The sequence below is a fragment of the Pseudomonas paraversuta genome, from assembly GCF_904067025.1.
Taxonomy (GTDB): domain Bacteria; phylum Pseudomonadota; class Gammaproteobacteria; order Pseudomonadales; family Pseudomonadaceae; genus Aquipseudomonas; species Aquipseudomonas paraversuta.
The window spans coordinates 2,819,478-2,843,581 of sequence record NZ_CAJFDA010000001.1 but is presented as its reverse complement, the minus strand read 5'-3'; the positions used below and the strand labels follow the sequence as shown (position 1 = coordinate 2,843,581).

The window sequence follows — 24,104 nt, the reverse complement described above, 5'->3', positions numbered from 1 at the left end:
CGATTTTTCTTGGCTGAACAGAATTCCAATCAATAAAACTAAACGGGCGTATGTATCGTGAGTTTGCTAATTGTTACAAAACCCTTAAAATTCTCCGCCCCTCCAATTCCATCATTTCAAGGACGAAAGTCAAAAAGATGAATCACCTCGCTATCGCAAAAGAAGCCCTCATCGCCCAGGCGCAAGCTGTTACCCAAATGGCTGACCGTCTCAATGGTGAATTTCAGAGCGCTGTCGAACTGCTTCTCGGCTGTAAAGGACGTACAGTGGTCTGCGGCATGGGCAAGTCTGGCCTGATCGGTCAAAAAATGGTCGCGACCTTCGCCTCCACTGGCACCCCGAGTTTCTTCCTGCATCCGGCTGAAGCTTTCCACGGCGACTTGGGCATGCTCAAGCCGATTGATGTGCTGATCTTGATCAGCTACAGCGGTGAGACCGAAGAGCTGATCAAGCTGATTCCGAGCCTGAAATCCTTTGGCAACAAAATCATTGCCATGACCGGGAATGGCAAGTCGACCCTGGCCAAGCATGCAGACATCTGGCTCGACATTTCCGTCGAACGCGAAGTGTGTCCTAACAACCTGGCTCCGACCACTTCAACCCTGGCCACCATGGCCATGGGCGATGCACTGGCCGTCGCCATCATCGAAGCCATTCAATTCAAGCCGATGGACTTCGCCCGCTACCATCCGGGCGGCAGCCTGGGCCGTAAATTGCTGACTCGCGTCAGCGATGTGATGCACTCCCCGGCACCTATCGTGTCCCCGGCCACCAGTTTTCACGACTGCCTGCTGGTCATGACCGAAAGCCGCATGGGGCTGACCGTGGTTCTGGACCAGGGTGTGCTGGTGGGCATCGTTACTGACGGCGACCTGCGTCGTGCACTGCTGCAGAACCAGGGTGTCACTGGCAGCACGGTTGACCAGTTCATGACACGTAACCCGCACACCATCAGGGAAGAGTCGCAGCTGTCCGAAGCGGAAGCCTACATGATCGACAAAAAAATCCGCGCCCTGGCCGTGACCAATCACGCCAATGAGATCGTGGGTGTGGTTGAAATTTTCGACTGATTGATGTGTAGCTGCGTCAGGCATGGATAACTGCCTGGCGCTGTTGAATAAAAAAACGGGGCCTGCCAGGGCCCCGTTTTTGTTCAGACACTAGCTGTAGCTTATTGCGCCATCTTGGCCATGACCTGCGCATAACCTGCCGCAGTACCCAATACCGCGTCCTTGCCCTGGGCAAACAAAATACTGTCTGCCACTTCGCGGAAAGCGCCCGTGCCACCAGCTGCCGTGAGTACGTGAGTAGCAGCTGCCTTTACGTACACCGGAGCATCGGCGACCGCAAACGACAGCGCGCACGCTGCGAAAGCCGGCAGGTCGATGCAGTCGTCACCAATGCACGCTGTGTTCGCAGCGCTGACACCGGCTTCGGCCATCAACTGATTGCATGCAGTCAGTTTATCCTTCACCCCGAACTGACACAGGGTAATGCCCAGATCCGCAACGCGCTTGCGCAGCGTGGGCGAGTCACGGCCGGACAACACCGCTACGCGCACGCCATTCTCTTCCAGCAGACGCATGCCCATGCCATCCCGCACATGGAAACGCTTCAGGCATTCGCCAGTGGCGTCGTAGTAAATGCCGCCATCGGTCAGCACGCCGTCCACGTCGGTAATCACCAGGCGAATGTCGTTCAGCGTAGTGCGAGGTGCCGGTGTTTTTCCGCTCATCAGTGCGCGTACCTGCTCCAGGCACTCGGGCGTATCAACACCCGGCCCGGTTGGCTCGACAACATATGCCCGAATGCACACGCCGGCAGCCAAAAGCCGCAGTTGCTCAAGTTTTTCGGCGTTTTCCAGCATCGCTTGCGGCAGGCCGGTGTAGTCCGCCAACACGTCGCGACGATAACCGTAAACGCCGACATGCTTGAGGTAACTGGCTTCCTCGCCATCCCGTGGGTACGGGATGGGCGAGCGGCTGAAGTAGAGTGCATTGCCGTTGTGGGCCAACACCACTTTCACGGTGTTGGGGTTGGCGGCTTCGTGAGCATCGATCACATGGCACAGCGTACCGACCTTGACCTGTGCATCGGCCAGCATGCCTGTAGCGAGGGCGTCGATATCCGCCGGGCGAACCAGCGGCTCGTCGCCTTGCAGGTTGATGTAAATATCTGCGTCAACTTTCGCCATGACTTCTGCCAGACGGTCGGTGCCTGACGGGTGATCCGCAGAGGTCATGATGTATTGACCGCCAAACGCTTCTACGGCTTGGGCCACACGCTCGTCGTCGGTTGCCACGACAACTACGTCAGCGTGTGCCACTTGCAGCGCGCGTTCGTACACATGCTGCACCATTGGTTTACCGCAGATATCCGCGAGCGGTTTACCCGGCAAACGAGTCGAGCCGTAGCGGGCCGGAATAACAATCGCGACCCGTTGTTCTGTACGTGCCATGCTCAGAATCCTTGCTTCAGAAAGCCGGTTTAACCAATGTTCAGTGCTGGGAACGACTTGACCAGATCATCCAGTGCTTTGATCTGAGCCAGGAACGGCTCCAGTTGGTCCAGCGGCAGGGCGCTTGGGCCATCGCACTTGGCTTGATCCGGGTTCGGGTGAGCTTCCAGGAACAGGCCGGCCAGGCCGACGCCCATGCCTGCACGTGCCAGTTCAACCACTTGCTCACGACGACCGCCGGACGCTGCACCCGATGGATCGCGCTGTTGCAGGGCGTGGGTCACGTCGAAAATGATCGGCAGGTTGTCGCATGTGCGCTTCATCACGCCAAAACCGAGCATGTCGACGACCAGGTTGTCGTAACCCAGGCAGGTGCCACGGTCGCACAGGATCAGTTGGTCGTTCCCGGCTTCCTTGAACTTGTGCACGATGTTCTGCATCTGCGACGGGCTCAGGAACTGAGGCTTTTTGATGTTGACCGGCTTGCCAGTCTTGGCCAGCGCGACAACCAGATCGGTCTGGCGGGCCAAAAACGCAGGCAATTGCAGTACATCTGCCACTTCGGCGACAGGTGCACACTGATAAATTTCGTGGACGTCGGTAATGACCGGTACGCCGAATGCCGCTTTGACGTCCTGGAAAATACGCAGGCCTTCTTCCATGCCCGGGCCACGGTACGAGTGAATGGACGAGCGATTAGCCTTGTCGAAGCTGGCCTTGAATACATACGGGATACCCAGCTTGTCGGTCACGCGCACGTATTCTTCACAGGCGCGCATGGCCAGGTCGCGGGATTCCAGAACGTTGATGCCGCCAAACAGTACGAAAGGGGCATTGTTGGAGCATTCGATTGCAGGGGTGATTTTGATCATGGTTACAAGTCCATTTTGAAAATTATGAAAAAGGTCAAGCAATGTACGGATGTCAGATCACAACACGTGTGTCTGACACCCGTCGCGGGTATGAAAAAACTCTACCGGGTCTGGCATAAATCGCGCTTAGCCGTTTAACCAGCGGGCGAGATTGTTGTGAATGCCGGCTTCGTCATTGGCTGCCATCGAATACGCATTAACGTAGTGATGAAGAAGATTTTGGGTACGCTGCGCGTCATAAACGAGCTCGCTGTTGAGGCGAGTCTTCAATTCGTCAATGCTGCGCGGGTATGCAGCAACGGCGTAGGAGTAATCACATTCGCCTGTGACAACAACGGGCCGACGATGCAGCAGCGCTTCCAGACCAACGCCGGAGTTGACGGTAAATACGGCTTTCGCGCCCGATATGAGGTCATGGACCGAGGCGTTTGACATCTCGATGGCTCCACTGCTTGAAAGGGCTTCGAGTGTTTTTTGAACCGTCATGCTGTTGCAATACGGGTGGCGCTTGACCCGCACTTTTGTTGTCGTGCCGGCATAGTACTCGGCGACAGTACGCACCAATTCTGCGCCTGTGATTGCGGCAAGGGCGGCAACGGTATCGGTGGGTATCTGCAGGGCTACGAAAACATAATCATCTGTGTACGTGATGCGCTCCGCGCTCTGCGCATATTTGGAGACGTTGTGATGGATATAAGCTTCGCGTAACCCTTCTTCATTCGCCGCCAGCACCTCTGTTGCGACACCGGCAGTCGATTGCTCAATCGGAGCATGGATCGTGGCGAGTGAGGAGTAGCCCGCAAATCCCTGGTGGTCCATGCTGCATCGACCTGCCAGCGGAACTTCCTGGATGTGCAGGTGATCGGCGTTCAGCGGGGCATTGGTGTGGTAGCTGACAATACGTGCGCCTGGAATCCGAGGATCACAGTTCCTCCAGTTCCATTGGTGGCGTGGTACCAGAATCAGGTCTTTACGAGCCAGAAGGTATCCGTACACGTTTGACAGGAACTCGCGAACAGTCGCGTAGCTTGGTTTTTCTTCGTTTGGGGCAGCGAAAAAGACCGTTGGAATAAAGACTTCGACGACTTTCGAAAGATCCATGGTGTCGGGTTCGATGTCGACGATCGAACCATTGCTCCAACCGTACAAATGCTGAGACACCTCGTTGGTATTGGCGATGTCAGCAAGCACTCGGGATTTACCCAGATTCCGGATCACGGCATCCAGCCAGGCCTGATTTTCCTCGGAAACGGGTTGGGTGCCGTTCTTGTTCCGGTCAATGATCTGCTGTGCTTCGTGGAGCCAGCGACACTTCACTGCAACCTTGACCTGCTCATTCGGGTTGATGCCTTTCTTGCCTTTTTCCGCTGAGAGCAGTGACTGGGCCAGATTTCGCGCAGCCTGGGTTCTTTCGTACAAATCAGGAAAGAAAGGTGTCGCGCGGTTAATCATGGGCATGAACTTCATCAGCGTTTCGCGAGGAAAGCTCAGAATGCCCAGTAATGTGTTGCGCGCATCATCGTACAGCGCGTGATCAATCTCGAAGGACAGGCGCTTGACTGATCCATAGGCCGGATAACAGGCTTGGGCCGCACAAAGATAGGAATAGGCGCGGGCGACCTGAGCATCGTCACGCAACATGTCGCTGATCCGCATCAGCAGTTTGCGTTCGGAGGGGTAATTGACTTGCGCCGCCAGCAGCACATCAAGCGCCGCTTCTTGATTGCGCGCCATTTGATAGGCTTTGGAAAGCATCAGGCGGTAGTTAAGTGTTGATGACACGTGTTCGGGAAACGAGTTGATCGTTTCAATCAGTGCTTCATGCTGATTCAGCTGGCTGTATACGCGCGTCAGGATGCTGAAGTTGGTCAGGTTCAGTGGGTCGGACTTGATAGCCTGATGAGCCTGGGTAGCAATGATGTTGAGCCACGATTCGTCGTTACCGGCCAGCAGAAATGACTTTTCCAGGTCGCTGGTGGAAACCAGTGGCTTGGGTTTGGAAAAGGTTTCTTTAGGTTGTTGTGCAAACAGGGGCGAGCGATAAAGCGCGAGTATTTCGGAAACCTGGCTGCACGAGGGGGCTAGCTTCAGCGTTTCGACCGCTTCTTCTTCGTCGCCGCGACCGGCCAGAATCTTGGCTTTTTCAATGTAGCCGAACGAGTTGGACGGGTACTTTTCAATCGCGCTGTTCGCGTAGCGCAGTGCCGATGCCTGGTTGTTATGCAGATTGGCCGTGACTACCGCCTGGCGCAATTGACTCAAGGAAACATTCAGCCGGAGCAATCTGTCTGTGCAAGCCAGGCTGGCACGATGAGCCCCCATTTTTGAAAGCAGGAAGATTGCCTTAACAATGATGTGTCGCTGGATGGATATCATTATTTTTTCACGCTCTTCTTTTTCTTGGCGATCGCCAGCTCTCGCTTGGTTTTGTAGAACTCTTTCAATTCCTTGCGCACGTAGGATTGAGGTTGAGTAGGTGTGAACTCGCCGTTCCACAGTTTTATCAGCGCATCCCGGGCCAGGCTCAATGAGTCCTTGGTGTCGGTAAAGAGAGAGCTACGCAGCGGTTCATACAGCTGGACGTATTGTTCGCTGTTTTCGGCCAGCTCTGTGATGCCGGCTGCCAGCGCCTCGGGTGTTTTGATCGTCAGGCCCAGCTCGCTCCGGCGCGAATACTCCAGGCTGTAGCCGTCTATTTTTTTACCGCCCATCTGGTCGGACAGGTCGGTATCCAGCAGTGCGATGGGTTTCTTGCAATACATCGCGTCAAAGATTGCGCCGCTGTAATCGGATATGACGACATCGCAGATGGAAAGCAGCTCCAGCAGGTCGTCATTGGCCCCGAAATGGCAAATGGCACCCATGTCCATCTTGTCTTTGCGCGCGCTTTCGAGCAGTTCGGTGTTGTGGTGCATCTTCATCAAAACATTGTAGTTATCCGCCAGGTCGTAAATAGAGGTCACGAACTGGTCAACGCTGGACAGATCGCCCCAGGTTGGCAGATACAGCACTGTTTTTTTGTTCGGATTCAGTTTCGCCGCGTGTTTTGATTTGGCGGCCTGATGAAAACTCTCCAGATGCCAGTCATCGTAACGAGGATTGCCAACGGAAGCCGTCGGGCTGAAATAATCGATACGCTCTGAAGCATAAGGGCCGTAAGTCAGGCACAGATCTGCGAACGCACGCCATGGGCCGTAGTTATGCGGCTCTTTGGCATAGCCATACTGGATCATGGCTATTTTTGATTTTTCAAACACTTCGATGCGTGAAAAAGGCGTCTGGCAAACGATGATGTCGAAGACTCCATCGAGTGTGGCCATTTGCGCGCGATCCCACACCATTATCGGGGTGTGGGGGTTTTTCAGGATGTCATCACTGAATTCAGCGATGAAATCCATTCGCTTTTCAATCACAAAGCATGCGCCAGGGAAGGTGCTGGCCAGCTTCTGAATGTGAAGAAATTGAAACGGGTTCCACCCAACGAAACCAATTCTGGGTGACTTACCCATACTTTTTGATCTCTGCGATCAGTTGGGTAGTGGAGATACCTTCTGTGCGCGGCAGGTAGATAACTTCGCACAGGGATTTGAATTCATCGAAGCGTCCTTCCCAGTCATTGCCCATGACCAGAGCGTGAGCGCCAAACTCTTTGATGTACTCGCCTTTGAGCTCAAGAGACTCCTCAATGAAAACCTCGTCCACACATCCGAGCGAGGCGATGATGTCGCGACGTTCGCCTTCAGGGTAAACCGGGTTGCGTTGTTTTTTCGAGAAGTTCAACGCATCCGAAGAGATACCCACAACAAGCCGGTCACCTTGGGCGCGAGCGCGCTGCAGGATTTTTACGTGACCGATGTGCAGCACGTCGAAGGTACCGAAGGTGATGATAGTTCTCATATATATCCTTATCGCGTAAGCGGTTGCGTCGCATGGGGCGGGTAGAAAGGGGGGGTAGGCCTTGGTCTTGAAAGCTCAGCTTTTTGGAATCGTCGTTTCTCAGCGAGGATGCAGGCATCTTCAGTGTCGGGTGTTGATTCTGTGGCGCCTGCGCTCGACTCACTTTTTAAAAGGTCCGGCATGCAGCATCTACAAAAGCCCGCCATTCTACCGGGGGCTCTTGTGGTTCGGATATGGGTTTTATTCTGCGCTGCCACGAGCATAAGTCGTGCCGAGTTTAAAGCTGAATTTTTTGCGGGCCAGCTTTCCTTTGAAAGGCTTGCCATCCACGAGGAAAGTCAGACGATACCAGCCACGCTTTGCATCGAATGATGTGTTCTGGATCTGATAAACGCCTGGCGCAACCAATGGTGAGGCGCTGCCTGATCCGGCTTCGTGCGAAACCACCTCAATCGAGGTAAAGCGGTCCAGGGCATTCATGTCTGCATAGGCGGTAGGCGTGGTGAGCCAGACAATGCCAGAGCTTGTACCGCTTGCAGAGTTGGAGACTGTGCCAGCGAGGACGCTGCGGTTTTTCAGACCCATATGCAGCTTGATTGCGCTGATCTTGTCGAGTGCTTCTGACACGTTAGTGAAATCGACGTCAATCATGTCTTTAGGTTCAAGATCCCACCACTGGCTGGCCAGAAGCCGTTCAATGGTTGCTTCGTCGAAGCGATAGCGGATGACTTGAGCGGGAATGCCACCCACGATGGCATAAGGTGGTACGTCTTTTGTGACCACTGCGCCGCCGGCAATGACGGCGCCAGTACCGACAGTTACGCCCTGGCAGATCATCACTCCGGCACCAATCCAGACATCGTGGCCAATCACTGCCGGGTTGGCAGTGGGGCCCTTTACTCGCTGATGAGTCGAGTAGTCTTTAAAGTCGGTGAAGTGATTGGTGTTGTATTGGAAGGGGTGGCAGCTCAGGTAATCGGTTGGGTGGTTGATGGGGCTGATTTCGGCATTGCGTGCGATGGAGCAGAAATTACCAATAGTTACGCCCCGGCCAACATAGCCGCCGTTGCCAATGTAGGTGTACTTGCCTATCAGAGCTTTCGCGTTGACAGTGACAGCGCCATAAAGTTTCACTGGCTCCATTAAAATGGCTTCCGGAGAAATATTGGCAAGTTTCGATATCAAAGTGTTTTCCAAAATCCACGCGCTCCGTAATATTGCAATGCCATCATTTAGATGTTTAAGTGCCGCTACATGATTATCCAGGGATATTCATTGGGTGCTTCTAAGATGTTTTGGTGTGGGGTTGGCAAACCGCGGATTTTATCGGTGTGTCCTGCGTGTGTCAAGATATGTATGAGGTAGATGGGGTGGTGCCTGGTGCAACTGTAATTGCAGTCGTTGAGCGCTGTGTTGGTGCATACAAGGTAGCGTTATATGAAGGTGTTAATCAGAGTTGTTCCATCCCGACATAGGGTTGAGCGGGGCAGTCCATTAACTTCATTTGAGTACTATCGTGCCAAGTGGATAGAGTGGTCGCCTCTGGTGCGTCCTGATAAAGTGCTGGGTGTTTTTGGTGCGAAAAGTTCTAGCCATAGAGAGATATGGATGGTCTGGGTGGTTTTGGTTAAAAGGGGGTTGCTGTGCGGCAAGTAATATCTGTCTTGTATGAGTTGGCGGAGCAGGGAGGGGGGGTGACGCGTGTTTCGCTGGGCAGAACCGCTGCGCTGGCAGAGGCGGGAGTGAGTGCGCGGATAGCCGTACTTGACTTTGATGAGCGGCTGGACGCAACCATCGGCAACCTTGTTGAGCAGGGCCGTATTCCTGAAACACTTAAAGTTGTTAATTTTTATAAGTGGTTTGCCTGCAAGGCTCTAGAAGTTATAAGTGCAGGCGCTGCAGCGCGTAATGATTCGAATATTGAACATCTGCAAGTTAAGGTTGTCAGGCGCATTGATCATATTGATGGCGCGAATATCAGTGTTGTTCGATATATGACGGTCAAGGGCTATGTATATTTAGAGGAATTCCAGAATCATTTGACGGGTGGCGTGATGGTTTTGATTTCCATGCCCGGTAAAAGGCCGCTCAAGTTCAATTCGCTCGACTCGGCCCACGCATACTGGTTGAAGTGCCTGTCGGTCGAGTGTTTGCCCAGTTTTATCGTTGCCGATTCAATTGGTGCTGCGGATGCGGTGTGCAGCATAGAGGGTGATGATATTTACAGGGTGCTGATGATGCACAGTAATCATTTGCTTAAGCCGTACCGCGTCGGTGGTGCTATTGCACCGAAATACCACGGTGTTATCAGGGGGATTCCTAACTGTGACCGGCTCGTTCTTTTGACCCAGGGACAGCTTCACGACATGCAGCAGCAGTTTCCGTCAGGGCGATATTCAGTGATCGGCAACCTGATCACGCTTGAATCGCAGGAAGAGCCGGTTCTGCGTGAGGCTAATCTAGCTGTCATCGTGTCGCGGCTTCACGGTGTCAAGCGTATCAAGTCGATGGTCAGCGCGTTCGCCAAAGTTGTAGCGATAAACCCTGATGCGCGCCTGGAGATCTGGGGGTCGGGAGATCAGGAGGAAGAGATAAAGGCATTGATTCTCAAGCTCGGTATGCAGGACTCCATTCAGGTGATGGGGTTTGCAACCAGTGTATCCCGCATCTTCAGGCGAGCCAGTGTCAGTTTGGGCATGTCGGTTACTGAAGGCTTTGGTATCAGCTTTGCTGAGTCATTGGGGTATGGCACTCCGCTGGTCTCTACGCGAACCAACTATGGGCCACAGGAGATTGTGGCTGATGGAGAGGACGGGTTTATCGTAGATACCGAAGATGAGTTTGTTGAAAAAATCAATCTGTTGCTCAGCAATAGTGCTCTGGTTTCGTCCATGGGTAGTAAAGGCAAGCTCAGTGCGCAAAGGTTCGCGTCTCAAGCGATCGTTAAGCTTTGGCTTGATTTGTTTGATGGCTTGGCGGGCGGGCAAACCGGGCGTCAAGGTTATGCCGGACCCGAAGGAGAAATTCTCCTGAACAGGGTGTCAAGTAAGGTCGGCTGGATTTATCTGCCAGAAGGGGTCAGTGATGAGTGTGCCGAATCCTATCGATTGGCCAGGAAGGCCTGGGTGCTGGAGGTTTCTGCTGAGCGTGAGTTTATGGGGGGAGTGGCCAAAGTGCTTCCGGGGGTGTACGAAATCGACGAAATGGCTCTCGATGAGGTTAAAGGGCGGTACCGCTTTCGCTTGATGAAGGACGGTGTTTCTTTTCGGGGTGTGATTGCAAGTCGCGCGATAAAATTCATCTTTTCTTGAGCGCGGGATCTCTCTCTTGGTTGATGGGGATCTTTTTTTGCTTCAGGTGTTGAGCGAGTTTGATTCCATGCTTGCCTCTGACTCTGGTAACTCGCTCTCGATGAGGTGATGACCCTGTTGCAGTAGATGCCTCGCCCCTTTGGTTGTGTGGTACATGGTTGGTGATTTAAGGGGCTGGCTTATGGCGCTTGGCAGGTGCTTGTCATTGCAGTCCGTAGCGTGACTGCATTTCGTGGGTGTTGGGGTTAGTTTTTAGCTTGGGGATCGGGGGTTTTTTTGAAGGTGAAGGTCACGGTCCCTGCTGGAATGGTTTTTGGGACTCCATTGATTTTCAGTGCGAAATGATTTTTTTCCGGGTTATGCCAGGCCTTTTCAATCTTGAAATTTCCTGATCCGAAGCCTGACTCGATGATGTTCACGCTGTCAAAGTCCCGCAGGATTTCTGGCTCTGCATATGACTTTTCGATATCAAACCAAATGACGCCATTTTTGCTGGTGGACGAATTTTTGAGGGTGGTGAGCAGTGACTGGCTTATTAATTTCTTGTAAAAGGCTCGGCGGGACTCTATCTCGTTGAGCGCGGCATCAATGTCATTAAAGTCGACTCCGTTCATGTCGGTAGGGTCAAGTTCCCACCAGCGCGACTCCAGCAGGCGCGAAACCGTGTCCTCATCAAAGCGCATTCGTATTTCTTTTGCGGGGGCTCCAGCGACAATGGCGTAAGGTCGAACGTCTTTTGTAACGACGGAGCTTGAGCCAATCACTGCGCCATGACCGATCTTGACGCCTCCGCGTATTACGGATTTTGTTCCGATCCAGACATCACTACCGATTTCTGTCACATGGTCCCTCTTGCGAGGTTGTTTTACTTTGGTTATTTGATATTCGGGTTGATTGGCGAAATGGTTGTTGTTGTACTGGAATGAGTGCGATGACAACATGGTCAGTGGGTGGGCTTTAGCACCAATCTCAATGTCTCGAGCTATCGAGCAATAGTTGCCGATATGGGTGTGTTGTACGTATGAGCCTGTTCCGATGTAGGTGTACTTGCCAATTGTCGAAGTCTTGTCTACCACAACTACGCCGTATAGCCGTACGGGGGCAACGAGGGTAGCTTCTTCCGATATCCTGCAGCCGGGGCCAATTATGTTTTTGCTTTTATATCTGGAACTGTTCAAGTCTGACTCCGGATGACTTATGGTTGGAGATGCTTTGGTTTTCAACTAAGTCTTGTATGACTGTTGTTCAATGCATTCAAAAGCGGTGGATGTTATTTTATTTTCGGAAAAAATTCCAGAGTTAAGGCGGAGAAAGCGCAGGAGGTGCGTTGCCTGTTGCCTGTTCTGTGACTGGGCGGCAGTACTGTTGCCTCGTCGGGTGGCGGGTTGGAGGGCGCGCGGGGGGGCTTGTTCGTTCTGATCAGGTCTGGCGGGTTGCTTCTTGGTCGGCAAAAGCATTCTGGGCAATAAGGGTGCTGATTGCGGGGCGATTTCGGTTCTATTAAAGCATGTCGCGGTATTACTTCGAGAGACATGTGTCGAACTGAAAAGTTCCCGGAATCTTCATCGGTTCTCATGCAAATATTCTAATTGACTGCAATCTCCGCGACGTCCCGGATACGTTCGATTTGCATCGGTCGCGTAGAGGGTCGGTGTTATTTGATTCGTGGTCGTCACCAGAGACTTCATTGCAAAATGGAGGGGTTGCAGTCAAATTTCCATGTTTAAGGGGTACGCCTCTGCTTTTCAGAGTGTATTCTAATAATTCCTTATGCGGCATTGAGCGGAGACAATGAAAATGAAAAAAAGTTCTGGATTGAAACGAAGTCTGAACTGTTTTTTTTCGTTATTGGTCACTTGCCCGGTTGTAGTCTTTGCCGGGGAAGGCGGGGCCTGCCGGCTGCCGGCGCAGAATGCGTTGAGCGGTCAGGTCGAGCTGGACGGTTCTTGTACCTATACCCAGTCTCTGCGTCTACCTGCGAGTAATACGCATCTGAACTGCAAGGGCGCCACGCTGGACGGTGGGAATAATATCCCTATTGGTATTGTTATTGGTGGGGGTAAAAAGAAGATCGAGAATGTAACGGTTGAAAACTGCCGTATTCAGAATTTCAAAAATCGTGGCATCAGTATTACTTCCGGCTTTCGTATCAAAGACCTTTCTGCCGACCGGAATGCGAACTATGACATGGCGCCCAGTCATATTGTGATCGACAATGTCACTGTGTTAAACAGCGGTCGTGGTGGTGTGTATTTTGACAGCTATACGACGGACTCCACGCTAAAAAATTCCACTATTCAAGACTCAGGTAACGTCGGTGTCTATCTGGAGCAGGGGACGCAGCGCCTGAATATTGTCAACAACACCATTCAGGGCAATGGTAAGGCGGGGAAGCGTGAAGGCTTGTCCGTTGACTCCTCGGCGCATAATACGATTGAGGGGAACCGGTTCATAGGGAATACGCGCGGCGGGGTACTTATGTACAAAAACTGCGGGGAAAACTTTCTGTCCGGAAAGTCTGCACTTCGTTGGCAGTCAAGTGATTTTAATACCGTCCGGAATAATACCTTTACCAATGAACGTGTCGGTGTCTGGATTGCCTCGCGTCAAGGTAAGGACTTGAGCAAGTGGGGATGCGGTGATCCAGCTGTGGATCCGAGTGGAAAATACTACAAGGATTACGCCAATAATAATGTTGTTGAGGATAATGTGTTTTGTCATACCAAGACGGCTGTTCGCGTTGAGGGTGACAACAATAAAATCTTGAGGAATCGTATTGGCGGCGCCAGTCGAGAGCCTGTGCTCGAACCTTATAAATATACAAAAAAACCGGATGGCCAGAACACGCAAGGCAACACAGTCGAAGGTAATGACACGGTTGAGTGTTCCCCTGAAGGTAAGTGACGACGGTAGAGAAACCTGCCGTTTTGATGTAAAAAGGTAGACCTTCTCGGGGGGAGGTCTCCTTTGTTGAGTGAGGGCAGGTGCTCACACGCCTGTGAACTGCTTGTGCGTATGTGAGATGCATTCCAGGTCTCGACTTTTATTAAATAATAGGTTTGTTGGTATGGACACGTTTTCGGAGATGGAAGGTAAGCATTTCAAGATCGTTGAGCGTGCAGGCTCCAGGCGTCTCATGGTTTTTTTGGCGGGTACAGATAAAACCGACGGGAAATTTGATTTTTGGCACGTTGCGAATGCCCAGTCGTCTCACTTGTTGTTCTTTAATAACGGTCGAAACGAATGGTACCAACAAGGGATCCCCGGTTTTGGTGACAGCCATGAAGGCACCGTAGAAAAGCTAAAGTCCCTTGTTCAATACTTACAAGTTGACGAGGTGTTTTTTGTGGGCGTCAGCATGGGTGGTTATGGTGCGGTTTTATATGGCGCTGCCCTGGATGCAAAAGTGCTGGCCTTTGGTTACGATACCAAGCTGAAGATTAAGGGCAGTCGCAGTCTGAAGCGAATGCCTAAAAATGTTCCCCTTGCATTTCCCGATCTGCGTCCGCTGATTGAGGCCTCGAAAGTTGAAATTTTGCAAATTGCAGGCGAGTGTGACTCTCTTGATTTGCTTTCAGCTGCGCATATTCAGGACATGAAGCAAGTTAAGACCATTACCTTGACGGGTGTTGGTCATGGTGGTGCGCCTTTTATTAAAGAACATTATGGTTTGTCTGAGTTTATTGCCCTGTGGGCCGACGATCAGCCGCTGCCGGAAATTATCGAGGCCGGTGCCTCGGTGAGTAACGGGCCTCTGGTCAGGGCGCTCTATAAAACGTTTCTGGCCTTCCAGGAAAAGGACTGGCCAAAAGTTGAGCTCGAAGCAGCCGTTGCGCTCAAGCTTGATCCAAGGCATGAATACTCAAACTATCTGCTGGGCACAAGTTTGTTGGAGGTCAAGCGGATAGAAGAGGCTCTGGCGCCATTGCTTATGTCTGTCGGCTCGGCACCGCATTACATGGGGGCGCGTTATCGTCTCGGCCGGGCATTGATGCTTAATAAGCGCCATGGGTATGCGAAAGTGCACTTTATGGCCTATCTGAAACGCAATCCAGCGGCTCACACTGTGTTGATGATGCTGTCGGATATATATGCGAGAGAGGGGAATCTTCAGATGGCAAGGCAGTACTTGCTCGGAGCTCTTGAGCATGGTGGGGATGCAGAGAAAATAGAACCTCGTCTGGCCAGGCTGGCGGCCTGATTGTTACGGCATCGCCATACCTTTTCAGGGCTGTAATGGATTTCTCCAAACAAAAACGCCAAGACCTAGGGTCTTGGCGTTTTTGTTTAACGGCAGTATTTTTCCGTTTACTGAATACCTGTTACTCGGCCCAGCATCATCGTCTGCACAACAGGGCTGATGATTTTTTGCCATTCATGCACTGCCGAGTTGGTGACATAGATGGTGTCATCCGGCTTGATCACGACCTGACGAGCATAGAAGATCGCTGCCGGGTCGCGCATGTCGAGGCGCAGAACGGTAGGTTTGGCCTGTTTGCCTTCGCCCATGCGGAATATAAATACGCCTTCAGGGTTGGCACTGCCTTCTTTCAATCCGCCGACACTGCTCAGGGCATCCAGCAAGCTGGTATTTTGCGCTGGCAGATCTTTCAGTCCTGGCTCAGCCACGGCGCCCATGGCCACGAAGCGCTGACGGGCGCGTTCGAGTATGACTTCCGAGTTCGGGCGCAGCACCATGTTGTTGCCGGCCAGAATGTCTTCGTAATTGAACTGTTGAACCTGGCTACCGGTACGCACGGTAACGTTGACCAGATGCGGTTCCATTACCGGTCCGCCCGCCTGGTTGACGGCATCGAGCAAGGTCAAAGGCCCTTGCAGGGTGCTGAAGCGCCCCGGGGACTTGACTGCGCCCGCAACCAGTACCGAGCCTGACAGGTCGCCAACCAGTTCGACGTGGGTTTGCACGTCGGTGGTCATGCCTTTGAGCTGCTTGACGATCAATGCCTCAACTTGGGTGAGGGTCAGGCCTGCCACAAAAGGCTGGCCTACATAGGGCAGTGAAATCGTGCCCTGGTCGTTGATGCGTGTTTTAAGCTGAGTGCCGCCAGTGGACAGCGGGGCAAATAGCGCCGAGCCCTCCGGTGCGTTGTCGGTGATCAGGATGCTCAGGACATCACCGGGCATCAGTCGCGCCGAGGGGGCGAGCGGTTTTGCGATGTTGGCTTGCATCGGGCGCACGGCACCACGCATATAAGGTGCGATGGTGTTGGCGTTGATCTCCACCAGATTGTAGGTCGTGTTCTCGGACTCGATGGCACCCTTGTAAGGGCCAGCGCCGGATATCACGCCACTGCAGCCCGAGAGGCCGAGGATCGCCAGGGCCACTGTTGCCAGTTTCAGGTGGAACGAGTGGGAGAGAGTAAGGGATTTAATCACGGTGATCCTCGATCGAAGCCAGGATGAAGCGAGTAATGCCGTACAGCATCAGTAGGCCGAGCAAGATAGTTGCCAGGTTATACAGACGCTCTGGGTACAGTGCCTGTTGCGGGGTGTTCGGGCTTACGACCGTCACCAGGGTGCGGATCTTTTTGCTGGCTTCAATCCGTGCATTGTCGAGCGCAGCTACTGCGGTTTTGTAGCTGGCTTCGGCGATGCCTGCATCCAGTGTCAGTTGCTGGAAGGCTGAGGCGACTACGTTCAGCTGGGAGCCGTCCGTTGACGACACCAGCAGGCGTTTTTCCTTGGCCAGTTGCTGGGCGATGGCGCTAACCCTTTGCTTCTGCTGTTTCACTTGCGGCGAATCGGCGCGCAACTTGAACTGCATCTCGGTCAACACGGCCTGTTCTTTGGTGTGCTGGGCTTCGAGGTCGGAAATGATGGTGGCACGGCTTTGTGCAGTGTTTGCGCCATCGAGCACTTTGTTGGTGTTCTGGAAGTCGATCAGTTCGGCTTTGCGATCGGCGTATTGAAGCCTTGCGGTTTCCAGCTCACTTTTGGCGAAGGTCATTTGTTCGCGGGCAATGCTGTGGCTGACTTCGTTTACGAAGTTCTCGCTGGCGGAAAGTATGGTGCGCAGCATTTGCTCCGAAAGCTCGGGGGTAAAGGCTTGCACTTCAACCCGCAACAGGCCGGTGGTTTCGTCGTAGTGGGCGGTTACCATGCGCTGGTAGTAGCTGAGCAGGTCTTCGCGCGAGGCGTCCTTGTTGAGCCAGAAGAACATGTCGCTGCGCTGGGCGGCATATTGCTCGATCCAGTGCAGGCGCTCTTCGAGCAACAACATCATGTCCATTGACCCGATGTATTCACGCAGGTAGAGCGTCTCTTCCCTGGACGCGGGGTTGGTTCCGGTCAGCAGGGTAGCCAGGCCAGGCATGGCGGCGGCCTGGTTGCCACCGTCCTGACGAACGACGACCTGTGCACTGCTGACATAGCGATCGGCGGCGAATATGCCGTAGTAAATGGCCGCCAGTACCATTGGCAAAATCACCAGGCCGATAGCCAGGCGCCAGCGTCTGAGTTTACCCTTGCTGCTCATATGTGATGCATCCTTGAAGTCGAACGGTTCTGCTTTATAAAAGAGAGTATGAAGTCAGGCGTTGTAGGCTTTGATGCCTTCGGCTACGTCTTCGTAAACCTGGATCTCGCCATTGCGAACCAGCAGTACGATGTCGCAGATTTTTTGAACTTCATTCATGTTGTGGGTCACCAGCACGACTTTTGACTGCTGTAATTTTTCCTGGAATACGTCGGCACATTTACGTTTGAACTGTGCATCGCCGACGGACATCACTTCGTCGATCAGGTAGTAATCAAAATCGAAGGCCATGCTCAGGCCAAAGGCCACTCGAGAGCGCATTCCGGAGGAATAGGTCTTGATGGGCTCGTCGATCCAGTCGCCGATTTCGGCAAATTCCTGAACGTAGCGGATCTTGTCGCGCATGTCGTCGCCCATTGCGCCGTAGACGCGGCAGACAAACTTGATGTTTTCCCGGCCGGTCATGCTGCCTTGAAAACCGCCCGTCAAGCCTACCGGCCAGGAAATACTCCTGTCTGTAGCAACGGACCCGGAGTCAGGGATATCGGCACCGCCAAGCAGGCGCATCAGGGTCGATTTGCCTGCACCGTTGCGTCCGATAAGGCCGATATTCTTGCCTGGCGGAATCGACAACGAGAGGTTGCGGAACACATACCGACGTCCCTTCGGAGTCAAGTAGGATTTGGTAACGTTTCTAAGTTCGAACACGTTGGCCTGTACTCATCCGTTCTTCGTGGAAACCAGGTGCAAGCGGCGTGCGCGATAGCTACCCATGGCAATAAACAGCAGCACTATCGTGATGCAGATCACGTAACCTTCCGACACGCCATCCACAGGGGTGTAGTGCGGCAAGACCTCAGCGCGGATCAGCTCGACAATGTGCAGGAAAGGGTTTAGCAGCAACACCGGCATCATCGCTTGTGGCAGGTAAGCAGCAGGTACCAATACGCCGGAAATGAAATACAGCGGGAAAAAGGCCATGCGAATGACCACCTTCAGGCTGGGCAGGGCATGGGTGATCAATGCCAGTACCATGCCCAGGCTAAACGCAAACAACAGGCCCACGGCCAGTGTCGTCACCCACATCAGCGGGTTGGCCACCGACATGTCGAAGCCGTACCACGCGAAAGCAAATACCAGAATCGCGTACACCGTGGCACTGATGCAGGTTTCCACCAGTACCCGGGCGACATAGGTGTCCAGAGGCTTGATTTGCTTGTAGCCAAACAGCGAGCGGTTTTCCCGCAGGCTGTCCATCAGGCGCAAGGCGGTGTTGCGGTAGAGCAGGAAGGGAGCCATCGCGACCAGGACAAATACCGGGTACTCAACGTCAGCGACGGTACGTCCACGAATGACCGCGAATAAAATACTGAAGATAAGCAGGTGGCATATGGGCTCGATGAGAGTCCATACGGCGCCCATGCGTCGCACGCCAAAACGTGCCCGGGCTTCGCGCAGCACCAGGGCGAAGATCACCGATTTTTGAATCTGGAGCGAGGATCGAGGCTTCAATATGTTTACCGCAATGCAGAGCCGCGCAAATGAATGCGCCGGGGAATTCATTTTCAGGAAATGCAGAACCCCGCGCGGTAAAGCCGGGATTCGAGAGTCTTCCATGTTCTGGGGGCAGGGAGATTAATCGTTTCGTAGTATGAGCGTCAATAAAGAAGCGCCTTTGTATACAGGACAGCTCCTAAAATTATTGTGAATCGCATATTAAAGCGGCGGGTGATTTCTCGAGACACAAGAAATTATAAAGAGTTCAGCGCAATATCCAAAAACCACAGCCGGGGCTGGATTCGAGTTGTTTTTTCTTGAATTTATTGGGTGTCATTGCCCGTTTTGAGAAAAACAGGTTTGCGCTGAGGCTTTGCTGTGTAGCGAAAGACAGTTCGGCTGCCGGCATGACTGCGGTCGCAGTTTTCACGGGTGCCCGTCTGTCAGTGAAGTTCCACGTTCTTATTGAGGTGGATCCGCCAGGCATTTATCAGGGCGCCAAGGAGGGTGACGGTGACGACAGTGCAAATAACGGTGATCCAGATCATTTTTGGATTCCTTTTGCTGTACTACCCGTATAACCCTCGAAAGTTACAAACTTGCGACGGCCCCTGCGCCTTGCTCCTTACTGAGGATAGACCGTCTGCGCGGGTATTTTTGCGTTTGGGGAAATGACAGCCCGCAACTGCTGTCTGCGGTACATGGAACCGTGTTGTGTTGGTCCCCCAGCAATCGATCTCAGTCGGGCCACTACGTTGCTTGAAGGCTGATGCCCGGGGTGTGGCCATGATCCATCCGTCGAAATCTCGGCCTGAACAATTGACCGGATTCGCTCTACACAGTTAACTGTATATACATACAGCTAACTAAAGGGCGCGTGTCATGGGCTTCACTGTTTTGGGTCCTCTTGCTGAAGGTGGCATTCGCCTGCCGATGTGCTCGTTCAAGATTCCTGCCGGGTTTCCGTCACCGGCGACGGATCATATGGATAAGCAAATCTCGCTGGATGAAGTGCTTAACGTGCGGGCTCCGCATGTTTATCTGGTGACGATCGATGGCGACAGCATGCAGGGCGTCGGGATTTTTGCCGGGGATGTGGCAGTGGTTGACCGCTCCATCGAGCCTGCCCACGGGCATGTGGTGGTCGCGCTGCTCAATAATGATCCGGTCTGCAAGCGTCTGTGCCTGCGGGGCAAGAGGGTCATTCTGGGTTCAGAGAACCCCAGATACCCGGATCGCTATGTGATGGAAGGCGATGACCTTTCGATCTGGGGCGTGATCACCTATAGCGTGCGCAACCATGGCCATTAAGTGCGATCCGGTGTTCGCCCTGATCGATTGCAACAGCTTTTATGCCAGTTGCGAGCGGGTGTTTCGCCCGGATCTGGCGAAAGTGCCGATTGTGGTGCTGAGCAATAACGATGGCTGCGTCATCGCCCGCAGTTATGACGCCAAACCCCACATCAAGATGGGTGAGCCGTACTTTCAGATCAAGCACCGGCTGGAGCAGCTGGGTATCGTGGCATTTTCGTCGAACTATGCGCTGTATGGCGACATGAGCGAGCGGGTGATGAGCCTGATCGAGGCGCAGGTGCCGGCGGTGGAGGTCTATAGCATCGATGAGTGTTTTGCCGATTTGACCGGTATTGCCGATGCCAGCGCCATGGGTTGCCAGTTGCGCAGCCGTGTCCTGCAGTGCACGGGGATCCCGGTCGGGGTCGGGATTGCGCACACCAAAACCCTGGCCAAGCTGGCCAATCACACGGCCAAACGCTTACAGGAGCAAACCGGCGGGGTGGTCAATCTGTGTGGTGAGCATCAGCGGCACTGGGTATTGCGTAATACGGCGGTGAGCGAGGTGTGGGGAGTAGGGCGGCGGATGACGGCTCATCTGCAGGGGATGGGGATTCGCACGGCCATGGACCTGGCCAGCGCTGAGCCGTGGATGCTGCGCAAGAGGTTCAGTGTGGTAATCGAGAAAACCGCCCGGGAGCTGTCGGGCACGCCGTGCCTGGAGCTGGACGAACCTGATCCTCCCAGGCAGGAAATCTGCTGCAGTCGCATGTTTGGCAAGCGTCTGACCAGCGTGGCGCCAATTAAAGAGGCGGTGGCCACTTATATGATGCGGGCTTCAGAAAAGCTCCGTGCGCAGAACTCCTATTGCACCAAGGTGCGGGTAAGTATTCGCACGGGCATGTTCAACCCTGACGAAGCCAAGTATGCCAAGGGGGTGGTAGTGACATTGCCATACCCGACCGATGATGTACGGCTGCTGACCAAGGCCGCGGTTGATGCTGTGGATAGCGTGTTTCAGCCGGGTTTCAGGTACAGCAAGGCTGAAGTGATGTTGCTGGACCTGCGCCAGCCGGGAGAGTTCTCCGATGATTTGTTTGCGCTTAATCAGCCGGCGGAGGCGACCCGGGTGATGTCGGTGCTGGATGCGATTAATCAGCGTTGGGGCAGGGGCACGCTACGGGCTGCCAGCGTGCCGGTGAATCCAGCCTGGGGCATGCGCCGGGAGTTGATGAGTCAGGGCTACACCACCCGACTGGATCAGCTGTGGCGGGTGTCCTAGGTGCGGCTCCCCGCTATCTGTTGGAGCTGGCTCGCCAGCGATGCAGACAACTCGAAATACCTGCCGGACCGCGGCGCAGCCATCGCGGGCAAGCCCGGCTCCCACAAAGGGTAGAGTGGTGCGGCTCCCCGGTATCTGTGGGAGCTGGTTTGCCAGCGATGCAGACAACTCGACACACCTGCCGGACCGCAGTGCAGCCATCGCGGGCAAGCCCGACTCCCACAAAGGGTGGAATGGTGTGGTTCCCCGGTACCTGTGGGAGCTGGCTTGCCAGCGATGCAGACAACTCGGCATACCCTGCCGGACCGCGGTGCAGCCATCGCGGGCAAGCCCGGCTCTCACAAAGGGTGGAATGGTGTGGCTCCCCGGTACCTGTGGGAGCTGGCTCGCCAGCGATGCAGACAACTCAACATGCCTGCCGGACCGCGGTGCAGCCATCGCGGGCAAGCCCGGCTCTCACATAAGGGTGATCTGTGGGAGCTGGCTCGCCAGCGATGCAGGCAACTCGGCATACCTGTCGGACCGCGGTGAAGCCATCGCGGGCAAGCCCGACTCCCACAAAAGGTGATCGGTGTTGGTTGCTGTCTTAAAGGTATTTGACCAAGGCCAGGCCGGTTATATACAGCCCAAGGCCGAAGGTCAGGTGGGTGACCAGGCTTCTTTGTCGCGCCACCCAGGGTTTGGGGGTGTTTGCAGCAGCAATGCCCATGCCCCAGGCGGGTTGCATGATCAGCCAGGGCGCAGCGACGCTGATGACGCCGGTAATCAGGGCGGGCAGCAGGCTCGGGTGTTGGAGCCAGGCGCTGCCGGCAACGGCCACCAGTGCTGCGGCGAAAATGATGCCGGTCAGGTAGTGAAAAACCCAGCCAGCAAGGCGTTCATTGCGCATTGGGGCGGCGGCTGCAATCGAGGTGTGACGGAATTGCCCCTGCAGCATATGCCCCAGCCAGCGGCCGACGAGCCGGTAGTCGAGGGACGGGATCTTGAAGGCGCGGGTTTTGATCGCGGCCACAAGGTCCATGAACAGGGTCGCGCCTATACCCAGGGCGGCTGCGTTAATAATGATTTCAACCATGGTCATTTCAATTATCCCTTGCCTGTCGTGTCTTCTGATTGCTTGAATTGACAAGTGTGCAAGTTCAAGCCGACTTGAGGTCAAGCATGAAAGAGCTGGTCATTGGAGAGGTGGTAAGGCGTTCGGGTGTCGCGGCATCGACTTTGCGCTACTACGAAGAGAAAGGGCTGATCCGCTCCATAGGACGACGGGGCTTGAGCCGGGTGTTTTGCGCGGATGTGCTGGAAAAACTGTCATTGATCGCGCTTGCCCAGTCACTGACTTTTTCACTGGATGACATCGCACATATGGTCAGCGCCGATGGCAGGCCGGCGCTTGATCGCGCGCAGCTGTTGGCAAAGGCTGATGAGCTGGAGCAGGTGATTGTCCGGCTCAGTGCCGCACGGGATGAACTGAGGCGTGCAGCGGTCTGCCCTGCGGCCAGTCATGTGGAGTGCCCGAGCTTTCAGCAGCTGCTGGAGACTGCCGCCAGGGGAGGATCAAAACATTGAGATGAGCCCGTGGAGTAATGCCCTCAAGGGTGCTTTACTCATTCTCTAACCGGCGATTCTCAACGATGGACAAGGCAGTCCGCGAGGTAGAAACAGCCTCTTCCCTTGAGGGCTTTACATGTCCACTGTGCCCGCCACACTGTTGATCGTTGACGATGAAGTCCAGATGCGCACCTTGCTCGACACCCTGTTGCTCAATCAGGGTTATTACACGCTTACCTCCAGCTGCGGCGCAGAAGCGCTGACTGTCGCACAACAACACATACCGGATCTGATCCTGCTGGATATCAAAATGCCGGGCATGGATGGTTATGAAGTTGCCCGCCAGCTCAAGAGCAACAGTTTGACCGCCAATATCCCGATCATCATGCTCTCCGAGCCCGGGGATCAAAGTGCCCGCATCTCTGGCCTGGAGGCCGGGGCCGAGGACTTCCTCAGCAAGCCGGTGTCCAATACCGAACTGTGGGTGCGGGTGCGTAACCAGTTAAGGCTCAAGGCATTTGGCGACTTTCGGGTTGACCCTGTGCTGGAACGGCATGTTGAACGAGACTCCTCCGGGTCCGGTCTGAGCCACAAGGCCAGTACCGAGATCAACCGCACCAGTGCGATCGAGCATTTCACAGCGCTGGATATCGAGCAGCAGCAGATGCAAGCGGCATTGCGCGACGCGGTGCGCAAGCAGGCTCTGGATTTGGTTTACCAACCCAAAATCGGTCTGGCTGACGGTCAGATTTGCGGGGTGGAGGCGCTATTGCGCTGGTACCGACCGGGGCTGGTGACTATCTCGCCGGGGGTTTTTGTTCCCGTGCTTGAGAGCCTGGGGCTGATCTCAGAGGTCGGGCAGTGGGTCATCGACACGGTCTGCCGGCAAATTGCCAACTGGCAGCGCGCCGGTCTGGATGTGGTGCCGGTGGCGGTGAACGTATCGGCTCAGCAGTTGCTCGAGGGCGACCTGATCCATGACATTCAGCAGTCCCTCGGCGCGCACCGGGTTGACGCCAAATGGCTGGAAGTCGAGCTCACCGAGAGCTCGCTGATGGTGAATACGCCGCGCACCATCGCCAGCTTGTTAAAACTCAAGGAAATCGGGATCAACATCTCCATCGATGACTTTGGCACGGGCTATTCGAGCCTGGCTTCGCTGGTGCGTTTTCCCATCGACAAGCTGAAAATTGACATCTCCTATATCCGCGAAATCACCCGCAACCCGCAGGATGCAGCGATTGCCCGCACCATCATTGAACTGGCCCGCAGTCTTGATATGAAAGTCATCGCCGAAGGCGTGGAAACCCGCGATCAGCTGGCGTTTTTGAGCGACAACGGTTGCGACCAGCTGCAAGGGTTCCTGTTTTGCCGGCCGTTACCCGCAAGAGAACTGGAACCCTTGTTGCGTGAACCCCGCAGCTTTATCTGAAGGCTCGCTGCCCGGGCA

At 54.3% G+C, this 24,104-nt stretch carries 21 protein-coding genes and 1 pseudogene; 9 read left to right on the top strand and 13 right to left on the bottom strand.

Going from position 1 to position 24,104, the window contains the following annotated elements; all coding sequences use genetic code 11:
- Positions 1-137 precede the first annotated feature (137 nt).
- On the top strand, positions 138-1,070 hold the full coding sequence (locus JQ848_RS12950) for a KpsF/GutQ family sugar-phosphate isomerase (protein ID WP_003446027.1): 933 nt from the start codon (positions 138-140) through the stop codon (positions 1,068-1,070).
- 101 nt (positions 1,071-1,171) lie between these two features.
- Here JQ848_RS12950 and JQ848_RS23085 read toward each other — a convergent pair whose 3' ends face one another.
- The 7 genes and pseudogenes from JQ848_RS23085 to JQ848_RS22895 all read right to left on the bottom strand — a co-directional run bounded on the left by JQ848_RS23085 (position 1,172) and on the right by JQ848_RS22895 (position 8,424).
- Positions 1,172-1,735 (bottom strand): KdsC family phosphatase, encoded by a 564-nt coding sequence (locus JQ848_RS23085; protein WP_306768564.1) that lies wholly within the window; start codon positions 1,733-1,735, stop codon positions 1,172-1,174.
- Positions 1,733-2,458 (bottom strand): annotated as a pseudogene (gene kdsB / locus JQ848_RS23080) (3-deoxy-manno-octulosonate cytidylyltransferase); the annotation flags it as partial. The pseudogene kdsB and the gene JQ848_RS23085, both read right to left, overlap by 3 nt.
- A 29-nt stretch (positions 2,459-2,487) precedes the next feature.
- On the bottom strand, positions 2,488-3,330 hold the full coding sequence (gene kdsA / locus JQ848_RS12940) for a 3-deoxy-8-phosphooctulonate synthase (protein WP_003446021.1): 843 nt from the start codon (positions 3,328-3,330) through the stop codon (positions 2,488-2,490).
- Positions 3,331-3,456: 126 nt separating this feature from the next.
- Entirely contained in the window at positions 3,457-5,706 is a 2,250-nt protein-coding gene (locus JQ848_RS12935; protein ID WP_003446018.1) for a capsular polysaccharide export protein, LipB/KpsS family, read from the bottom strand.
- A complete protein-coding gene (locus JQ848_RS12930) occupies positions 5,706-6,839 on the bottom strand; it encodes a CDP-glycerol glycerophosphotransferase family protein (RefSeq protein WP_003446017.1) in 1,134 nt (377 codons plus the stop codon). Before JQ848_RS12930 ends, JQ848_RS12935 begins: the two co-directional genes overlap by 1 nt.
- Positions 6,832-7,227, bottom strand: coding sequence for an FAD synthase family protein (locus JQ848_RS12925; RefSeq protein ID WP_003446016.1), 396 nt, complete (start codon positions 7,225-7,227; stop codon positions 6,832-6,834). The genes JQ848_RS12930 and JQ848_RS12925 overlap by 8 nt, the downstream gene beginning before the upstream one ends.
- 240 nt (positions 7,228-7,467) lie before the next feature.
- A complete protein-coding gene (locus JQ848_RS22895) occupies positions 7,468-8,424 on the bottom strand; it encodes a CatB-related O-acetyltransferase (RefSeq protein ID WP_100917169.1) in 957 nt (318 codons plus the stop codon).
- 497 nt (positions 8,425-8,921) lie between these two features.
- Between JQ848_RS22895 and JQ848_RS12915 the strand changes: the two genes are divergently transcribed.
- Positions 8,922-10,538 (top strand): glycosyltransferase, encoded by a 1,617-nt coding sequence (locus tag JQ848_RS12915; RefSeq protein WP_202210806.1) that lies wholly within the window; start codon positions 8,922-8,924, stop codon positions 10,536-10,538.
- A 245-nt stretch (positions 10,539-10,783) separates the two neighbouring features.
- Here JQ848_RS12915 and JQ848_RS12910 read toward each other — a convergent pair whose 3' ends face one another.
- On the bottom strand, positions 10,784-11,716 hold the full coding sequence (locus JQ848_RS12910) for a CatB-related O-acetyltransferase (protein ID WP_202210805.1): 933 nt from the start codon (positions 11,714-11,716) through the stop codon (positions 10,784-10,786).
- Between the two features lie 613 nt (positions 11,717-12,329).
- On the opposite strand from JQ848_RS12910, the gene JQ848_RS12905 reads away from it, so the two are divergent.
- Together JQ848_RS12905 and JQ848_RS12900 are read left to right on the top strand one after the other, a co-directional pair.
- On the top strand, positions 12,330-13,442 hold the full coding sequence (locus JQ848_RS12905; protein WP_161719413.1) for a right-handed parallel beta-helix repeat-containing protein: 1,113 nt from the start codon (positions 12,330-12,332) through the stop codon (positions 13,440-13,442).
- Positions 13,443-13,605: 163 nt separating this feature from the next.
- Complete coding sequence (locus JQ848_RS12900) at positions 13,606-14,739, top strand: alpha/beta fold hydrolase (RefSeq protein ID WP_161719411.1); 1,134 nt, start codon at positions 13,606-13,608, stop codon at positions 14,737-14,739.
- A 107-nt stretch (positions 14,740-14,846) separates the two neighbouring features.
- On the opposite strand, the gene JQ848_RS12895 is transcribed toward JQ848_RS12900, so the two are convergent.
- From JQ848_RS12895 to JQ848_RS12880, 4 genes are all read right to left on the bottom strand, one after another.
- Complete coding sequence (locus JQ848_RS12895) at positions 14,847-15,935, bottom strand: polysaccharide biosynthesis/export family protein (RefSeq protein WP_037001841.1); 1,089 nt, start codon at positions 15,933-15,935, stop codon at positions 14,847-14,849.
- Positions 15,928-17,034, bottom strand: a complete 1,107-nt coding sequence (locus tag JQ848_RS12890) for a KpsE/RkpR family capsule polysaccharide export protein (RefSeq protein ID WP_003446009.1) — start codon at positions 17,032-17,034, stop codon at positions 15,928-15,930. Before JQ848_RS12890 ends, JQ848_RS12895 begins: the two co-directional genes overlap by 8 nt.
- A 54-nt stretch (positions 17,035-17,088) precedes the next feature.
- Positions 17,089-17,685, bottom strand: coding sequence for an ABC transporter ATP-binding protein (locus JQ848_RS12885; RefSeq protein ID WP_235972469.1), 597 nt, complete (start codon positions 17,683-17,685; stop codon positions 17,089-17,091).
- Between the two features lie 69 nt (positions 17,686-17,754).
- Entirely contained in the window at positions 17,755-18,546 is a 792-nt protein-coding gene (locus tag JQ848_RS12880) for an ABC transporter permease (protein ID WP_100917183.1), read from the bottom strand.
- A 302-nt stretch (positions 18,547-18,848) separates the two neighbouring features.
- On the opposite strand from JQ848_RS12880, the gene JQ848_RS12875 reads away from it, so the two are divergent.
- From JQ848_RS12875 to umuC, 3 genes are all read left to right on the top strand, one after another.
- Positions 18,849-19,112 (top strand): hypothetical protein, encoded by a 264-nt coding sequence (locus tag JQ848_RS12875; RefSeq protein WP_160627804.1) that lies wholly within the window; start codon positions 18,849-18,851, stop codon positions 19,110-19,112.
- Positions 19,113-19,413: 301 nt separating this feature from the next.
- Positions 19,414-19,842, top strand: coding sequence for a LexA family protein (locus JQ848_RS12870; protein ID WP_003446004.1), 429 nt, complete (start codon positions 19,414-19,416; stop codon positions 19,840-19,842).
- Positions 19,832-21,106, top strand: a complete 1,275-nt coding sequence (umuC, locus tag JQ848_RS12865) for a translesion error-prone DNA polymerase V subunit UmuC (protein WP_003446002.1) — start codon at positions 19,832-19,834, stop codon at positions 21,104-21,106. Before JQ848_RS12870 ends, umuC begins: the two co-directional genes overlap by 11 nt.
- 586 nt (positions 21,107-21,692) lie before the next feature.
- Here umuC and JQ848_RS12860 read toward each other — a convergent pair.
- Positions 21,693-22,187: a DUF2938 domain-containing protein gene (locus tag JQ848_RS12860; RefSeq protein WP_160627800.1), complete on the bottom strand. Its 495-nt coding sequence runs from the start codon at positions 22,185-22,187 to the stop codon at positions 21,693-21,695.
- An 80-nt stretch (positions 22,188-22,267) separates the two neighbouring features.
- Here JQ848_RS12860 and JQ848_RS12855 point away from each other — a divergent pair, with 80 nt between their 5' ends.
- Complete coding sequence (locus JQ848_RS12855; RefSeq protein WP_003445988.1) at positions 22,268-22,672, top strand: helix-turn-helix domain-containing protein; 405 nt, start codon at positions 22,268-22,270, stop codon at positions 22,670-22,672.
- A gap of 118 nt (positions 22,673-22,790) precedes the next feature.
- Entirely contained in the window at positions 22,791-24,086 is a 1,296-nt protein-coding gene (locus JQ848_RS12850) for a GGDEF/EAL domain-containing response regulator (protein WP_202210804.1), read from the top strand.
- Positions 24,087-24,104 lie beyond the last annotated feature (18 nt).

Excerpts from the sequence above, each read along its gene's own strand:
- JQ848_RS12950 (WP_003446027.1), top strand. The coding sequence starts at position 138 with ATGAATCACCTCGCTATCGCAAAAGAAGCCCTCATCGCCCAGGCGCAA.
- JQ848_RS23085 (WP_306768564.1), bottom strand. The coding sequence starts at position 1,735 with ATGAGCGGAAAAACACCGGCACCTCGCACTACGCTGAACGACATTCGC.
- kdsA (WP_003446021.1), bottom strand. The coding sequence starts at position 3,330 with ATGATCAAAATCACCCCTGCAATCGAATGCTCCAACAATGCCCCTTTC.
- JQ848_RS12935 (WP_003446018.1), bottom strand. The coding sequence starts at position 5,706 with ATGATATCCATCCAGCGACACATCATTGTTAAGGCAATCTTCCTGCTT.
- JQ848_RS12930 (WP_003446017.1), bottom strand. The coding sequence starts at position 6,839 with ATGGGTAAGTCACCCAGAATTGGTTTCGTTGGGTGGAACCCGTTTCAA.
- JQ848_RS12925 (WP_003446016.1), bottom strand. The coding sequence starts at position 7,227 with ATGAGAACTATCATCACCTTCGGTACCTTCGACGTGCTGCACATCGGT.
- JQ848_RS12905 (WP_161719413.1), top strand. The coding sequence starts at position 12,330 with ATGAAAATGAAAAAAAGTTCTGGATTGAAACGAAGTCTGAACTGTTTT.
- JQ848_RS12900 (WP_161719411.1), top strand. The coding sequence starts at position 13,606 with ATGGACACGTTTTCGGAGATGGAAGGTAAGCATTTCAAGATCGTTGAG.
- JQ848_RS12890 (WP_003446009.1), bottom strand. The coding sequence starts at position 17,034 with ATGAGCAGCAAGGGTAAACTCAGACGCTGGCGCCTGGCTATCGGCCTG.
- JQ848_RS12870 (WP_003446004.1), top strand. The coding sequence starts at position 19,414 with ATGGGCTTCACTGTTTTGGGTCCTCTTGCTGAAGGTGGCATTCGCCTG.
- umuC (WP_003446002.1), top strand. The coding sequence starts at position 19,832 with ATGGCCATTAAGTGCGATCCGGTGTTCGCCCTGATCGATTGCAACAGC.
- JQ848_RS12860 (WP_160627800.1), bottom strand. The coding sequence starts at position 22,187 with ATGACCATGGTTGAAATCATTATTAACGCAGCCGCCCTGGGTATAGGC.
- JQ848_RS12855 (WP_003445988.1), top strand. The coding sequence starts at position 22,268 with ATGAAAGAGCTGGTCATTGGAGAGGTGGTAAGGCGTTCGGGTGTCGCG.
- JQ848_RS12850 (WP_202210804.1), top strand. The coding sequence starts at position 22,791 with ATGTCCACTGTGCCCGCCACACTGTTGATCGTTGACGATGAAGTCCAG.